Annotated in this window: 13 protein-coding genes and 1 rRNA gene; 2 read left to right on the top strand and 12 right to left on the bottom strand. The window is 62.9% G+C overall.

Annotated elements, in window-relative coordinates; all coding sequences use genetic code 11:
• From JS533_RS12370 to JS533_RS12330, 9 genes are all read right to left on the bottom strand, one after another.
• The coding region (locus JS533_RS12370) for a LysR family transcriptional regulator (RefSeq protein ID WP_241515000.1) at positions 1-525 on the bottom strand (525 nt) is incomplete at its 3' end.
• Between the two features lie 409 nt (positions 526-934).
• The gene (gene pyrE, locus JS533_RS12365) at positions 935-1,633 is read right to left on the bottom strand and encodes an orotate phosphoribosyltransferase (RefSeq protein WP_241514999.1); all 699 of its coding nucleotides are present in this window, start codon (positions 1,631-1,633) and stop codon (positions 935-937) included.
• A 29-nt stretch (positions 1,634-1,662) separates the two neighbouring features.
• Entirely contained in the window at positions 1,663-2,619 is a 957-nt protein-coding gene (locus tag JS533_RS12360) for a dihydroorotate dehydrogenase (RefSeq protein ID WP_241514998.1), read from the bottom strand.
• 3 nt (positions 2,620-2,622) lie between these two features.
• The gene (locus JS533_RS12355; RefSeq protein ID WP_241514997.1) at positions 2,623-3,453 is read right to left on the bottom strand and encodes a dihydroorotate dehydrogenase electron transfer subunit; all 831 of its coding nucleotides are present in this window, start codon (positions 3,451-3,453) and stop codon (positions 2,623-2,625) included.
• Positions 3,454-3,587: 134 nt separating this feature from the next.
• The gene (gene pyrF, locus JS533_RS12350) at positions 3,588-4,568 is read right to left on the bottom strand and encodes an orotidine-5'-phosphate decarboxylase (protein WP_241514995.1); all 981 of its coding nucleotides are present in this window, start codon (positions 4,566-4,568) and stop codon (positions 3,588-3,590) included.
• A gap of 130 nt (positions 4,569-4,698) precedes the next feature.
• Positions 4,699-6,135: a dihydroorotase gene (locus JS533_RS12345; protein WP_241514993.1), complete on the bottom strand. Its 1,437-nt coding sequence runs from the start codon at positions 6,133-6,135 to the stop codon at positions 4,699-4,701.
• Positions 6,135-6,569: an aspartate carbamoyltransferase regulatory subunit gene (locus JS533_RS12340; protein WP_241514991.1), complete on the bottom strand. Its 435-nt coding sequence runs from the start codon at positions 6,567-6,569 to the stop codon at positions 6,135-6,137. Before JS533_RS12340 ends, JS533_RS12345 begins: the two co-directional genes overlap by 1 nt.
• Positions 6,569-7,531, bottom strand: coding sequence for an aspartate carbamoyltransferase (pyrB, locus tag JS533_RS12335; protein ID WP_241515004.1), 963 nt, complete (start codon positions 7,529-7,531; stop codon positions 6,569-6,571). The genes JS533_RS12340 and pyrB overlap by 1 nt, the downstream gene beginning before the upstream one ends.
• Positions 7,532-7,721: 190 nt before the next feature.
• Positions 7,722-9,869 carry a DUF2075 domain-containing protein gene (locus tag JS533_RS12330; protein ID WP_241514989.1) on the bottom strand — a complete coding sequence of 716 codons (2,148 nt, stop codon included), beginning with the start codon at positions 9,867-9,869 and terminating at the stop codon, positions 7,722-7,724.
• Positions 9,870-9,927: 58 nt separating this feature from the next.
• Between JS533_RS12330 and JS533_RS12325 the strand changes: the two genes are divergently transcribed.
• Together JS533_RS12325 and JS533_RS12320 are read left to right on the top strand one after the other, a co-directional pair.
• Entirely contained in the window at positions 9,928-10,314 is a 387-nt protein-coding gene (locus JS533_RS12325) for a nucleotide pyrophosphohydrolase (protein WP_241514987.1), read from the top strand.
• Between the two features lie 62 nt (positions 10,315-10,376).
• Positions 10,377-11,096, top strand: a complete 720-nt coding sequence (locus tag JS533_RS12320; protein ID WP_241515002.1) for an alpha/beta hydrolase — start codon at positions 10,377-10,379, stop codon at positions 11,094-11,096.
• A gap of 94 nt (positions 11,097-11,190) precedes the next feature.
• Here the strand turns inward: JS533_RS12320 and JS533_RS12315 are convergent, their stop codons facing one another.
• The 3 genes from JS533_RS12315 to rrf all read right to left on the bottom strand — a co-directional run bounded on the left by JS533_RS12315 (position 11,191) and on the right by rrf (position 13,303).
• On the bottom strand, positions 11,191-11,925 hold the full coding sequence (locus JS533_RS12315; RefSeq protein ID WP_241514986.1) for a gamma-glutamyl-gamma-aminobutyrate hydrolase family protein: 735 nt from the start codon (positions 11,923-11,925) through the stop codon (positions 11,191-11,193).
• A 144-nt stretch (positions 11,926-12,069) separates the two neighbouring features.
• The gene (locus JS533_RS12310; protein ID WP_241514984.1) at positions 12,070-13,065 is read right to left on the bottom strand and encodes a GmrSD restriction endonuclease domain-containing protein; all 996 of its coding nucleotides are present in this window, start codon (positions 13,063-13,065) and stop codon (positions 12,070-12,072) included.
• Positions 13,066-13,186: 121 nt separating this feature from the next.
• A 5S ribosomal RNA gene (gene rrf / locus JS533_RS12305) occupies positions 13,187-13,303 on the bottom strand.
• Positions 13,304-13,305: the final 2 nt, after the last annotated feature.

The raw sequence follows: 13,305 nt of genomic DNA, 5'->3' as shown, positions 1-13,305 counted from the left end.
CCTGTACCTGTCCGATTTCAACAAGGACGTGATCGGCAAGCTGCTGCGCGAAAAGCACCTCGAATTCCATCCGCTGTTCCGCGCGCCGCTGCACGTGTTCCTTGCACGCACCAACCCGTTGGCGACCTGGTTGATGATGTCCTTGGTGCGCGTCTCGCGGATGGTGAACTCGTATTCGTCGGACTTGATCGAGTTGATCATCTCGACGAACGCCTCAACGGCGAACATGTAGTGTTGGGTGGACACGGAGCACAGCTGCTTGCGCGGCTTCGCGTTCTTGTAGCGCTCCTCGAGCAGCGCGGCCTGGTCGAGCACCTGACGCGCGTAGGTGAGGAATTCGGCACCGTCGACGGTCAGAGCGATGCCCTGCGAGGAGCGGGTGAAGATCTCGATGCCCAGCTCGTTCTCGAGTTCCTTGACGGACGAGCTCAACGCGGGCTGCGAGACGTACAGTTCGTGCGAGGCCTCGTTCATCGACCCGCATTCGACGATCTTGACGATGTATTTCAGCTGCAGCAGTGTCATAGATTCTAGTTATATCCTAAGCCCGCTACGTGGGCTTAGGATATAACGGTCTTTCTTGAATCTTCGGACCACATATTTCGGTCAGATCGACGATCGAGAGGTTGATTTCGCTCATTGCCGGAGTCGGTTCGACGATTGAGAGGCTAGAACGTCAGCGGACTGCCGGCAATAACGGCTTTCCACGGTGGCCAAGGCGCCGCGCAGACACGATGTTCGCGACGGTAAAGCCTCTCAACCGTCGAACTGACCCTTGCGGGATCGAAAATCAGCCTCTCGATCGTCAAACAGGCGTCCTCACGGAGTGCGAGTTATGACCGATCCATTGATTGATCAGCAGGCAGCGCAACAAAAAGCGGGGCACGACCGTCACCGACCGTGCCCCGCTTATGCGTTATTTCGACCGCACTGCTCACGCGCCGTACTGGGCGAGATACGCGTCGGCCGAGGCCTTGATCTCGGGGGTCACGTACGGCTGGCCGGACGCGGTCTCGATGTGCTGACCGGCTTCGAAGATCTCACGCACGTTGGCGATGGCGAACACCGGGAAGCCGAACTCGGCCTCGACGGCCTTGACGGCGGACAGGTCGGAGTCCTTGGTCTTCTCCATGCGGTCGACCGACAGCACGAGGCCCACGACCTCGACGTCCGCTTCGGCCTTGAGCTTGGGGATGACTTCGCGCACGGCGGTGCCGGCGGTCATCACGTCGTCGACGAGCAGCACCTTCATGCCGTCCTTGAGCTGTGTGCCGACCATCATGCCGCCGTCGCCGTGGTCCTTCTTCTCCTTGCGGTCGAACGTGTAGCCGACCTCCATGCCGTGCGCGGAGGTCAACGCGATCGCGGTGGAGACACCCAGCGGGATGCCCTTGTACGCGGGGCCGAACACGGTGTCGATGTCGGCGGGCAGGTTGCCGGCCTTGATCTCCTCGGCGATCTTCTCGGCGTAGAACGCGCCGAGCGTGGCGATCTTGCGGCCGTCGTTGAACGCGCCCGCGTTGATGAAGTACGGGGACTTGCGGCCGGACTTCAGGGTGAAGTCGCCGAACTTGAGGGCCTGCGAGTCGAGCAGGAACTCGGTGAAGCGATGATCGAGCGATGCGATGGTCATGATGGTGTTTCTCCTTACCTTAAAAGTCGTCAGCGCCAGGTCTCGCCCGCGGCGAGCTTGGCCGCAAGCTCCGGACGCGAGTCGAGCAGGTCGTCGAGTTCGCGGGCCACGCGGATCGGCGCGGTCGGATCGTACAGCGCGGCCGCGCCCACTTCCACGGCGTTCGCGCCGGCGTACAGGAATTCGAGCGCCTTTTCGCCCGAGTCGATGCCGCCGATGCCGATGATCGGAATGTCCGGCAATGCCTGGCGCACGCGCCATACGAAGCCGAGCGCGATCGGGAAGATCGCCGGTCCGCTCACGCCGCCGGTGCGGTTGGAGATGATCGGCTCGCCGGTGCGGATGTCGATGCGCATGCCGACAAGCGTGTTGATGAGGCTCAAGGCGTCCGCGCCCGCTTCGGCGGCGGCGCGCGCGATGAGCGCGATGTCGGTCACGTTCGGAGACAGTTTGACGATCATCGGCTTGGACGTGAGCTTGCGCAGGTGGCCGATGAGGCGGCTCAGCGCGACCGGATCGGTGCCGACGGACATGCCGCCGTGGCTCACGTTCGGGCAGCTCACGTTGATTTCGAGCATGTCGGCCGGCGAGTCGGCGAGTTTGGCGACGACCTGCGCGTAGTCGTCGTCGCTGTGTCCGGCGACATTAGTGATGACGGTCGCGCCGAGTTCCTTGAGTTTCGGCAGTTCGTCGACGAGATAGTGGTCGACGCCGGGGTTCTGCAGGCCGACCGCGTTGACCATGCCGGCGGGGCTTTCCGCGGTACGCGGGCCGGGGTTGCCCTCCCACGGCACCGGGGAGACGCCCTTGGTGCAGATCGCGCCCATCTGGCTCACGTCGTAGAACCAACGGCAGGCGGCCAGCTGGAACGTGCCGGACGCGGTGCCGACGGGGTTCTTCCATTCGACGCCGGCGACGACGGTCCTATGCTTCCACTCGTGCTTCTCGTACACGTTGATCGGGGTGTTGTTCGTCGGTGCAGTCATCGCTCACGCCTCCCATCCGAGCTGTTCCGCGGTGAACACGGGGCCGTCCGAGCACACCTTCTTGCGTCCGTCGACGGTGTCGACCACGCACACCACGCAGGTACCGTAGCCGCATCCCATACGCTGTTCCATGCTCAGCTGGCTCGGAATGCCGCGCTTGGACGCCCACTGGGCGACAGCCTTCATCATCGGCAGCGGACCGCAGGACAGGATCACGGGGGCGAGCCCGTCACGGGTCAGTTCGCCGGCGGCCTCGAGCCGGTCGAGCAGCGTGATGACGTTGCCTTCGGATTCGTCGATGCTCACCGTCGCGTCCGCGTAGCGGGACACGTACTGGTCGGCGAAATGGTCATTGCGGTAGCCGAACACGGCGGTGGTGCGCGCGTCCGCGTTCGACTGCAGATACTGCGCGGTGTAGATGAGCGGCGGCACGCCGAGTCCGCCGCCGACGAGGATGTAGTGCGCGGCGGTTTTCGTGTTGAACGGCCGGCCGAGCGGGCCGAGCACGTCGATCGTGTCGCCCGCGGCAAGACGCGAGAATTCGTCGGTGCCCTTGCCGACGACCGCGAAGATGACGCTCACCAGATCACCGTCCACCTCGCTCACGCCGAACGGGCGCGGCAGCAGCTTCATCGGATCGTGGCTGAACAGGTTCACGAACTGTGCCGGACGCGCGTGCTTCGCGACGTACGCGTCACGGAACGTGAGACGGTACACGCCTTCGGTGAGTTTCGTGACCTCGGTGATCTCGACCGTGTGACGGCCCGGGAAATAGCCGGCCTCGGTCGCCTCGGCGACCACGTCGGCGGTGGTGGTGAAAGGTGCGGTGGGCATTGCTTCCTTGGTTCTCCTCGTCTGCATCAATCTATTCGACGCCAATGGTCCAGCTTACGGCATGGCCTGCCGTAAGCACGTATGCATGTGGCGCGGCTCCCGCGATGGCCGGGAGCCGCGCCACGCGGTCACCGTCAGCGGTACACGTTCACGCGCAGGTCGTCGCGCATGTCGCTTGCGGCCCGACGCGCGGCGGAGGCGACCAGGGCGAGCGCCTCATCGGCGCTCATGTCGTCGCGGTATTCGCCGCTCTTCTTCCATGCGCCGATGATGCCGCGCGACGAGTTGACGATCGCGCCGGAGCCGTCCGCGTCGAACATGCCGGCGACGCCGGCCGCCGTGCCGCCCTGGGCTCCGTAGCCGGGCACGAGGAAGAACGTGTGCGGCATGCGTTCGCGCAATGCCGCGCCCTCCTCGGGATGGGTCGCGCCGACGACCGCGCCGACGCGCGAGTAGCCGTGGTCGCCGATGGAGCCGCTCCCCCAGCCTTCGACCAGATCGGCGACGCGCTCGTAGAGTTTGCCGCCGTTGGCGAGGTCGAGTTCCTGCAGTTCCTTGCTGGACGGGTTCGACGTGCGCACGAGCACGAAGATGTCCTTGTCGGACTGCACGGCCGCGTCCACGAACGGCGTGATGCCGTCGGTGCCGAGATAGGGGTTCACGGTGACCGCGTCCTCGTGCCACGGGTCGAACGGCTGCGCGTCCTCGCCGGCGGTGCCGGCCGCGACGCCGCTCAGGTGCCCGGCGTAGGCTGCCGCGGTCGAACCGATGTCGCCGCGCTTGATGTCGCCGAGCACGTACAGGCCCTGCTGCTGCGCGTATTCGCAGGTCATCGTGTACACGTCCACGCCGGCCGGTCCGATCGCCTCGTACATGGCGATCTGCGGTTTGACGGCGGGCACGATGTCGGCGACCGCGTCGATGATCGTGCGGTTGAATTCGAAGTAGGCGACGGCGAGCTGCGCGGCCGGAATCTCCGACTCGTCCTCGACGGAGTCGCGCACCTCGTCGGCGAACGACGCGACGACCTGCGGCGGCACGAGTGCCGGCGTCGGGTCGAGTCCGACGACGCTCGGGTTCTGCGCGTTGTCGATCGCTTCGATCAGTCGATCCATGACGTTGTCCTTTCGTCCAGTCCCCTCGGCTCCCCTTGTCAGGGGAGCTGTCAGCCGAAGGCTGGCTGAGGGGTAGTCACACCCATGGCAATCGATGCGACTATACGTAATTGCTAGTAATTGCTAGTAATCACCGAATCCTGCTGAACACCAGTTTCGAGCCGATCACCGTGGCGAGCGGCCGGCCGGTGACCTGCCATCCACCGAACGGCGTGTTGCGCGCGGCCGAATGGAACCGTTCCGGGTCGACCGTCCATGGTTCGTTCGTGTTCAGGATCACCAGATCGACGTTCTCCGGGTGCTCCACGCGTCCCAGGTCCAGCGTGCGCTTGACCGCGCACTTGGACGAAGTGTTGAGCAGTCCGGCCACGTCGGTCGGCGTGTGGCCCATGAGATGCTGCGGCGCGACCGACATGAGTTCGATGAGTCGTTTGTCATCGATGTATCCGCCGTCGACGAGCACCTTGTGTGCCACGCCGTATGCGCATTCGAGTCCGATGATGCCGTTGGGAGCCTCGAGGAAGCCGAGTTCCTTTTCGGCGAGCGTGTGCGGCGCGTGATCGGTGGCGAGCATGTCGACGGTGCCGTCCGCGATCGCGGCGATCGTGGCCTGACGGTCGGCCGCGGAGCGCAGCGGCGGGTTCATCTTCGCGAGCGTACCGTAGCGCAGCAGGTCCTCGTCGCACAGCGCGATGTAGTGCGGCGCGGTCTCGCAGGTGATCGGCAGTCCTTCGGCCTTGGCCTTGCGGATCGCGTCGAACGAGATCGCCGTGCTCACGTGCTGGAAGTGCACGTGGACGCCGGTTTCGCGGGCCTTGGCGATGTCGCGCGCCACGATCTTCAGCTCGGTATCCTCCGGGATGCCGGGCACGCCGAGTTCGCGCGCCACCGGACCGTCGTTGACGGCGCCGGTGTCGTGGTGCTCGCAGTGCTCGATCAGGTACAGTCCGGTGTCCTTGACGTTCTTCAGCACGTCGTCGAGGATCGCCGGGGTGACGGCCGATCCGTCGTCGCTGACCGCGCTCACCGGGTGGGCGAGCTGGTACTCGTCCTTCGCGGCTCCGCGCACGGTCGCGGACGACGGCAGATACTCGCGCCAACGGGCCGGATCGGTCGCCTCGCCGCCGACGCGGCCCTTCGACGCGCACACGCACAGGTCGTAGCGCACCGGCAGCGCCGTATCGTGCGCGGACTCGTAATGCTGCAGGTAGTCGATCACCGTATCGTAGCCGGCGTCGAGCACTTCAGACGCGCCGGGTTCGCCGGCGACGACCGGCTCTCCGTCCATCGCGGGCACGGTGTTCGGCATGATGAGCACGTTCGTGTAGCCGCCGGACGCGGATGCGCGGCAGCCGGAGATCATCGACTCCTTGTACGTCTGGCCGGGATCGCGGAAGTGCACGTGCGGGTCGGCGAAGCCGGGCGCGACGGTCAGCCCGGTCGCGTCGAACTCGCCGTCCGTGACCGCGCCCGTCTCGCTGAACAGCCGGTCCGCGTCCGTATCGGGAATCACCAGGTCGATCGTCTCGCCGGTGTCCCACACCGTGATGTTGCGCAGGGTCAGCATTACAGTTTCGCTTCCTCGTCGCAATAGTCGCAACGGTATTCCTGTCGCTCCGAATGCGTCAGGTGGAACATCTGGTCGATGCCGCGTTCGGTGGTGGTCACGCAGCGCGGGTTCTTGCAGGTGAGGATGTTGACCACGTGCTCGGGCAGCGTCGGCGTCTTCTTTTCGACGATCTTGCCGCCGCGCACGATGCCGACCGTCGCGGTGCGCGCGACGAGGCCGAGCACGTCGAGGTCGATGGCCGGGGTCTTCTTGCCGTCCTCGTCCTCGATCTTGATGATGTCCTTCGTGCCGTACAGGTGGCTGTCGGTGTTCATGATCAGCGCGAGCTTGGTCTTCGCCGGGTTGATCTTGAGATAGTCGAGCACCTTGAGCGCGGTGCCGGCCGGCACGTGATCGATGATGATGCCGTTGACGATGCTGGTGACTTCCATCAGGCCTGGACCTCCTTCTTGTCAAGCGGTTCGTAGCCGGGCAGTTCGTCGCCGACCACGGAGCTTTCGAGCGCCATGCGCATGAGCATGCCGTTCTTCACCTGCTCGAAGTAGGCGGCGCGCGGGTCGTTGTCCACTTCGACGGCGATCTCGTTGATGCGCGGCAGCGGATGCAGCACGGCCATGCTCTCCTTGGCGAGCTGAAGCTTGTCCTCGTCGAGGATGTACGTGTCGCGCAGACGCAGGTAGTCGTCCTCGTTGAAGAAGCGCTCCTGCTGCACGCGGGTCATGTACAGCACGTCGAGGTCGCCGATCACGGAGACGAGGTCGCGCACCTCGGTGTAGGAGCAGGACGGGGTCGCGTCGATGCGGTCGAGCACGTACTGCGGGGTCTTGAGCTCGTCGGGGCTGATGAGCACGAAATGCACGTTGCCGAACCGGCACAGCGTTTCGATGAGGCTGTGCACGGTGCGGCCGAACATGAGGTCGCCGCACAGGCCGACGGTCAGGTCGGTGACGCGGCCGAAGCGCGACTGCAGGGTGGCCAGGTCGGCGAGCGTCTGCGTGGGGTGCATGTGGCCGCCGTCGCCGGCGTTGATGACCGGCACGGATGCGGCGCGGGAGGCGACGAGCGCGGCGCCTTCCTTCGGATGGCGGATGGCGACCACGTCGACGTAGTTCGACACGGTCTTGAGCGTGTCCGCGATCGACTCGCCCTTGGACGCGGAGGACAGCTGGGAGCCGGCGAAGCCGATCACCTTGCCGCCGAGGCGCAGCATGGCGGTTTCGAAGCTCAGACGCGTGCGCGTGCTCGGCTCGTAGAACAGTGTGGCCAGCACCCTGCCGTCGCAGGTGTGCGCGACCTCGCGGCGGTGGGAATCGATGTACTGCGCCTTATGCAGCAGTTCCTTGATCTGGCGGAGGGAAAGATCATCGAGCGAGATGACGCTCTTGCCAATCATCGGCGTCTCCGCCGACTCGTCTGTTACTGACACGGCTCACCTTTCTTGCGTGAAGCGGATAAGGTGGCCACAGAAGTGACCTATCCGACTATACACGCGACCGGCCCCGCCGCGCGACATCCGCGTGCCCCGCGTGTTCACTCCGCGTTCACCTGCGTGGGATGCAGGTCACAGGTTGCGCTCACCGACGTCAGCGAGCGCAGCATTCCTTCAACCGTCGCTGCAATGCCGTATCCACGGCGAACAGATACAGGCCGTGCACACCTCGTTTCAGAAGTACATTGAGCTCGTGCCGCAGATTGGATTCCGCGCAGTCACCGAGATGTCCGCCCACGAAGTCTTTGCGCTTGTTGGTCGCCAGATAGTTTCGGCTGGCGGACGTATCGAACACGATTCTCCCGTCACGATAGGTCACCGACGGTCCGATGATGACACCGGCGACATTCAGATCGAATCCTTGGATCGTGAATATCGAGCCGACCTCGTCTACCGTATAGGGTTTTTCGGCCCAGGCCAGATCCTTATCCAGTTTTCCGGGATCCGGATCGGTCAGCTGATAGTTCCACGGCAGCACGAACTGTTCGTCTGCGGCTATCGTGCCCTCATATGCGGTGCCACGTTGCCATGTGCCCGATTCATCGCGGTGCAATGCCACATTCCAGTATCCATGCGGGTCGTCCTTGTTCTTCGACGCCGATGAATACGGCCAATCGTATGTCGCCAGCAACCTGGACAGGCCTACGCCATTCCAACCGCCCGACTCCTCCCGAGCCTTGTCCACGATGGCCTCGTGCAACGCCATGGGGGAATCGAACACCTTGACCTCATACGACTGCCCGGTCCGAGGATCGCGGCGGTCGGACGGCAGTCTGTCCAGAGCCGTGCCCGATGCGAAATCATTGATCCAACGGATCATGGAATCGCTGGCGGCGATACGAAACTGTCTGTCAAGCCGAACATGCGCCACGTCTATGGATATCGGTTCCAATCCTTCAGATTTCCCGTATGTCACCGTATGGAACATGGCATCCGACTTCTCGTCTGTGGACATCCCGCCCGTCAGTCCCATCATGCGCATGGTTTCAGGATGCCACTGCTGACGAGTCTGCAGTATCTGATCGGGATCGAACACCGCCACGACGATCTTCGCCCGACGCAGGATGTCATACAGCTGGTTTTTACCCGAATAGCCTTGATTGCCCTGCGTTGCGAGCAGATGCGCCTCGTCCACCAATACGATGTCGGCGTGCCCGTTCGGTTTGGACGGATCGCGTCTTTCGGAGCCCTCCTTCTTGTAGCTGAACCTGTTGATGAACTGAGTCGGCAGCATCACTACTTCGCCGGATTGTTTCTGCAACCCAAGCTTGGTGGCTATCTGGTTGTACACATGAACCTGCTCCTTGTGGTTCACCAGAACGAACGCGGATAATTCTCCGGTCCGTCCGCCAGACGAATACAGGAGATCCGCATCTTCGTCCATGTCGGGATATCGCATGGCGTATGTGCCCAATTCCGTACGAATGCGGTAGAACAAATGACTGAGCAGCACCGTTTTGCCGGTGCCCGCAGCACCCTGTACGAAAATGAGCTTCGGTCTGGACGCATGTCTCCCGCACTCATTATCCGCGTCCGGTTTTTCGGCGAGTACGGCCGTCAGACGCGTCAATATCATCTCCTCGGCGTCCATCTGTTCAGGACTGAGCCGATGGAACGGCGACGCCTTGAACAATGCGGAATCCCGTATGATTTCCTCAGCCGGGAACAGTTCCGGATCATCCCGGTGTAGTCCCAGCCAGATCTGCGTGAAGATCTCATCGAACCGATCCGAGGTGTAGTACTTGCCTTGGGCGTTCGTTCGACGGTTGTTCAGCCGCTTCACCGATGGGGCACTGGACATGTAATGCATGAGTCGATTCTCTATGTCCAAGGTCAGGGACTTGTTGAACAACGGATGGGAAATGACATATTGTCTGACGGCGCACGGATCGTTCCCCACTGCATCGGCGATGGCTTTCCAATCCGTTCTCGTCCGCGGATCAATCGTCAGATGTTGCACCGTCCGATGAACAATGTCGTTTGTCTCCCCGACATACACGGTGTACTCCGTGTGATTCGAATGACGGTTCTTCTCATCGGAATACACGACGTATACGGTCGGGTATTCGGTCAGGTATACAAGTTGTTCGAGTAGAAATCGGTCAAGCAGGGACTCGCTTTTCGGCATCGCGACCGACTCCCGCAGCTGCAGCTCCAAAGCATGTCTGAAATCGGCTTGATCATGTCGCCCATACGGGAGATTGACGATCCTTAACGAGGGAGCATCCGTTTTCATGTTCATACCACGATTCTCTGCGGGCAACCGATGGCTGCCATTATATGGCACGTACAATGAAGGCATGATCAGCGACAGCACCATTCAGGCACTTCGGGATTTCACTGCGGAACGGCAATGGGAACGGTTCCATACTCCGGAGAATCTTGCGAAATCGATCAGCATAGAAGCGGCCGAACTACTTGAGTGCTATCAGTGGGCGCCATCGCCCGTACCGGACGCTGCCCACGCTCAGGAGGAATTGGCGGATGTGCTCACCTATTGCGTCATGATGGCGGATGCCCTCGGCGTCGACATGGACGACATCATCATGCGGAAACTTGAGAAAACGAAACAAAAGTACCCGGCGACGCTGGTGCGGGATGACCTTCAGACCTCCCAGCAGTTGCACTGGCAAGCCCGAACGGGTCGAAACGGCGGTGTCGGGGTTGCCGATCACTGCCCGGAATAAACAATGGATGAAGCGTGCAGATAGCGGATGCCCAAGCAGGAATCAGAGGTGGGACCATGCAACTGCGATTCACCAGTCACATCGGCATCAGTGACGCGGACGTCGGCGACGATACGGACGATGCACTGCTGTTCGTCATGTTCCACGGGTACGGGAACGACGAATCGGAGATGGTGCGCATCATCGATGCCGTATACCGGGCCGACCACGTGCCTGATGCTGACGACGTACCGTCCGACGAACGATTCGTCGTGACGGGACCGGCGAACGCACTGTCACGCGGATCGTCGGCGTCACCGTCGCCGTCGCCGAGCTGGCTGTCGTTCCGTGGAACGGTCGACCGGCCGTACATGGGTGGCTCGTACTGGTATCCGGACGGATGCGGCGTCGACGAGCGCCGTCGCGCATGTTCTGCGGTCGGCGACGCGGTCGTGCCGCTGTTGGACGCCACGGCGTTCGTCGGTCGACGTAAGGTGCTCGTCGGCTTTTCGCAGGGCGGATACCTGTCGTACCGCATGGTCGTCGAGCATCCGACGTTGTTCGACGCCGCGATCCTGCTCAGCCCGTCGTTCAAAGGCGAGGAGGATTCTGTGCTGGATTCGCCGACCCGGTTCTTCCTCGCCTACGGTTCCCTCGACCGCACGATCCCACCGGCCGACCAGCGTACCGCACGTCGTGTGCTCGGCGCGGCCGGACATTTGGAATACCACGAGTATCCAGACATGGCCCACGCCATCTGCGATCGGGAGATCGCGGACATCCGCGCGTTCCTGGACCGCTGAGCCACCTGTCACAATCGACCGACTCGCCGTCGCAGCCGTGGTTCACACACCACATCCGCCCGTCGACCCGCCTCCGCGAAGAAGTAGTCCTTCACTACCGCATGGTGTTCGCCGCATCCACGAACGCGGCGAACACCGAACGGCTGGCGGCCGACGTGCGCCACGCGTGTTCGGGATGCCATTGGACGCCCCACACGAACCGCTTCGACGGCATCCATGCGGCCTCGATCAGCCCGTCCTCGCTGACGGCCATCGGCCGCAGCGGTTCGGCCAGTCGTTCGACGGCCTGATGGTGCCGGCTGTTCACGCCAAGTCCATCCGTGCCGAGCAGGTCGTGCAGCGGTGTGCCGGGCAGGATGCTCACCTGATGCTGCACCGCGTCGTACGGCGGTTTCATGTCATGGTCGACCGGTCCGGGATGCTCGGTGGGCAGGTCCTGGTACAGCGTGCCGCCAAGCGCCGCGTTCATGAACTGGAGTCCACGGCATACGCCCAGCATCGGCATGTCCCGTTCCAGCGCGATGTTCAGCAGCGTGCCTTCCATCGCGTCACGCTGCGGGCAGATGGTGCCGCATTGCTCGATCGGAACGCGACCGTACAGCGCCGGGTCCACGTCATGTCCGCCGGACAGCAGCAGGCCGTCGCACGCGTCCATCAGACGGAGCAGCAGTTCCTCATCTTCGGTGAGCGGCAGCATGACCGGCGCTCCGCCCGCCGCGGCAATGCCTTCCATATATCCGGGCAGCATCCACAGACTGTCCCGTTCTATGTCCACGAGCGGCGTGATGCCGATGATCGGCCGGTCCGCCGGCTGCGTCTGATCGTTCATACCCGTACCCTTCCTCGATGATGTCGATGCGATCCGTAGCACATGCTACCGGTTCGACATGAACCGCCGTTATATCGCGAAGCCCGTGTCCTGTTCATGAGGATCGCGGGGCTTCACAAGGTCAGGGTTCCCGACCGGTTCGGCTTATTCGCAGGCGACGCCGTTGCCGTCGCGGTCGAGTTTGGTCGAATAGCCGGGATCGCCTTTGTACAACGGCGCCTTGCCGGCGGCCCGGACGGCGTCGCAGTTCTTGTAGGTGACCGTGCCGTCCCCGCTGGTATCCGTCGAGGATGACGGCTGGTCGTCGGCTGTGTTCTGGCCGGCGTCGCTCTGGTCCGTATTGTTCTGATCGGTATCATCCGCCGCGTTTGCGGAAGCGTCCTCCGGCACGGTTTGCGACGGACAGCTGGCAAGCACGTTCGCCATGGCATCGTGCTCGGCTTGGGTGACCCACAGCGCATATTTGGCCTTGACGCCGATCTGTCGGGCCACGTATGCGCAACGGTACGATTTGTTCGCCGGCAGCCATGTCGCCGCATCGCCGTCGCTTTTCTGTTGGTTGGACGGACCGTCGACGGCGAGCAGATTGTACGGATCGTTGGCGAGCTGCTTGCGCTGGTCTGCGGTCAGCTGCTGCGCACCTTTCTGCCATGCGTCCGACAGTGCGACGACATGGTCGATCTGGACCGCGGCGCTGGTGTTCTGCCCTCGTACGAAATCGATGACGGTTCCGGTGTACGGATCGTTGAGCGTACCGGATGCGACGACGCAGTCGTGCGTGCCGGCCTTGTAGGTTTTGTCGGTCAGGTCTCGGTTGAGGATGTCGTTGCGTGTGTCGCAGCCGTTATGGTCGACGTCGGCCCATGCCGCACCGAACTGGTCACGCGAATAGCCGGTTTTCGGCGCCCTGCCCTTGATGGGGAGCGTGTTTAGGGTGTCGGTGGCCAATGTGCCGCCCGCATCCGTTCCCGTGGATGAGGACTGGGTTTCGCTGTCCGATGGTATGGGGACCGTGCATGCGGACAGGCCCAGTGCCACCGTGAACGCCAACGCCGCGATGCCGATTCCGCGGCCGATGCCGGTGATCCGCCGATGCATGGTGTGCCATGATTCGTGTGATTCGTCTGCAAACGGAGACATACAACCTCCCCTGTTTCGCGTATCCTACGTCGGGCGTGATGCCCGTTCGTATCGGAACGATAGGTGACTATAAACAAAAGAGCCCCCGGAGTGTTGCCTTCGGGGGCTCTTGAAAGTGTGAATGCGGCGGTGTGCTACTCTCCCACACTCTATCGGGTGCAGTACCATTGCCGTGCCAGGCCTTAGCTTCCGGGTTCGGAATGGAGCCGGGCGTCTCACCTGGGCCATGACCGCCGCAAA

Origin of the sequence: Bifidobacterium amazonense, assembly GCF_018555435.2 — a bacterium.
Lineage (GTDB): Bacteria > Actinomycetota > Actinomycetes > Actinomycetales > Bifidobacteriaceae > Bifidobacterium > Bifidobacterium amazonense.
The sequence above is the reverse complement of the archived record's forward strand: the minus strand, read 5'-3'. Positions and strand labels throughout refer to the sequence as shown.

What these genes read in the sequence shown, in the direction of transcription:
- pyrE (WP_241514999.1), bottom strand. Translation starts at nt 1,633, where the DNA reads ATGACCATCGCATCGCTCGATCATCGCTTCACCGAGTTCCTGCTCGAC.
- JS533_RS12340 (WP_241514991.1), bottom strand. Translation starts at nt 6,569, where the DNA reads ATGGAAGTCACCAGCATCGTCAACGGCATCATCATCGATCACGTGCCG.
- JS533_RS12330 (WP_241514989.1), bottom strand. Translation starts at nt 9,869, where the DNA reads ATGAACATGAAAACGGATGCTCCCTCGTTAAGGATCGTCAATCTCCCG.
- JS533_RS12310 (WP_241514984.1), bottom strand. Translation starts at nt 13,065, where the DNA reads ATGTCTCCGTTTGCAGACGAATCACACGAATCATGGCACACCATGCAT.
- JS533_RS12345 (WP_241514993.1), bottom strand. Translation starts at nt 6,135, where the DNA reads ATGCTGACCCTGCGCAACATCACGGTGTGGGACACCGGCGAGACGATC.
- JS533_RS12315 (WP_241514986.1), bottom strand. Translation starts at nt 11,925, where the DNA reads ATGAACGATCAGACGCAGCCGGCGGACCGGCCGATCATCGGCATCACG.
- pyrF (WP_241514995.1), bottom strand. Translation starts at nt 4,568, where the DNA reads ATGGATCGACTGATCGAAGCGATCGACAACGCGCAGAACCCGAGCGTC.
- JS533_RS12355 (WP_241514997.1), bottom strand. Translation starts at nt 3,453, where the DNA reads ATGCCCACCGCACCTTTCACCACCACCGCCGACGTGGTCGCCGAGGCG.
- pyrB (WP_241515004.1), bottom strand. Translation starts at nt 7,531, where the DNA reads ATGATTGGCAAGAGCGTCATCTCGCTCGATGATCTTTCCCTCCGCCAG.
- JS533_RS12360 (WP_241514998.1), bottom strand. Translation starts at nt 2,619, where the DNA reads ATGACTGCACCGACGAACAACACCCCGATCAACGTGTACGAGAAGCAC.
- JS533_RS12325 (WP_241514987.1), top strand. Translation starts at nt 9,928, where the DNA reads ATGATCAGCGACAGCACCATTCAGGCACTTCGGGATTTCACTGCGGAA.